The organism is Herbaspirillum chlorophenolicum (genome assembly GCF_001189955.1).
GTDB lineage: Bacteria > Pseudomonadota > Gammaproteobacteria > Burkholderiales > Burkholderiaceae_D > Herbaspirillum > Herbaspirillum chlorophenolicum.
Map to the genome: position 1 here is coordinate 1 of NZ_LFLT01000157.1, position 884 is coordinate 884.

Consider the following 884-nt stretch of genomic DNA (forward strand, 5'->3'; position numbering starts at 1 on the left):
CCTGGCCACGCTCCACGTCTTCACGCTTGGTGCCGCGCAGCAGCACGCCAACGTTGTCGCCAGCCTGACCTTGGTCCAGCAGCTTGCGGAACATTTCCACGCCGGTGCAGGTGGTCTTCTGGGTGTCGCGGATACCGACGATTTCGATTTCTTCGCCGACCTTCACCACACCGCGCTCAACACGGCCGGTCACCACGGTGCCGCGGCCCGAGATCGAGAACACGTCTTCCACCGGCATCAGGAAGGTACCGTCAACGGCACGTTCCGGGGTCGGGATGTAGGTGTCCAGCGCTTCGGCCAGGGCCAGGATCGCTTGCTCGCCCAGGGGACCCGTGTCGCCTTCCAGCGCCAGCTTGGCCGAACCCTTCACGATTGGCAGGTCGTCGCCTGGGAACTCGTACTTCGACAACAGTTCGCGCACTTCCATTTCGACCAGTTCCAGCAGTTCCTCGTCGTCCACCATGTCGGCCTTGTTCAGGAACACGATGATGTAAGGAACGCCAACCTGACGCGACAGCAGGATGTGTTCGCGAGTCTGTGGCATCGGGCCGTCAGCGGCCGAGCACACCAGGATCGCGCCGTCCATCTGCGCTGCGCCGGTAATCATGTTCTTGACGTAGTCGGCGTGGCCGGGGCAGTCAACGTGGGCGTAGTGGCGATTTGCAGTTTCGTATTCAACGTGCGCGGTGTTGATGGTGATGCCGCGCGCCTTTTCTTCTGGCGCCGCGTCGATCTGGTCATACGCCTTCGCTTCGCCGCCGAACTTCTTCGACAACACCGTTGCAATCGCTGCGGTCAGCGTGGTCTTGCCGTGGTCAACGTGGCCAATCGTGCCCACGTTCACGTGCGGCTTGGTCCGCTCAAACTTGCCTTTTGCCATTTTA

General features: G+C 61.7%; 1 protein-coding gene. It reads right to left on the reverse strand.

All coding sequences use genetic code 11. The annotated features are described in order from the left end of the window. A partial coding sequence (gene tuf / locus AKL28_RS23670) for an elongation factor Tu (RefSeq protein WP_050470712.1) occupies positions 1 to 880 on the reverse strand: 880 nt, incomplete at its 3' end. Positions 881 to 884: the final 4 nt, after the last annotated feature.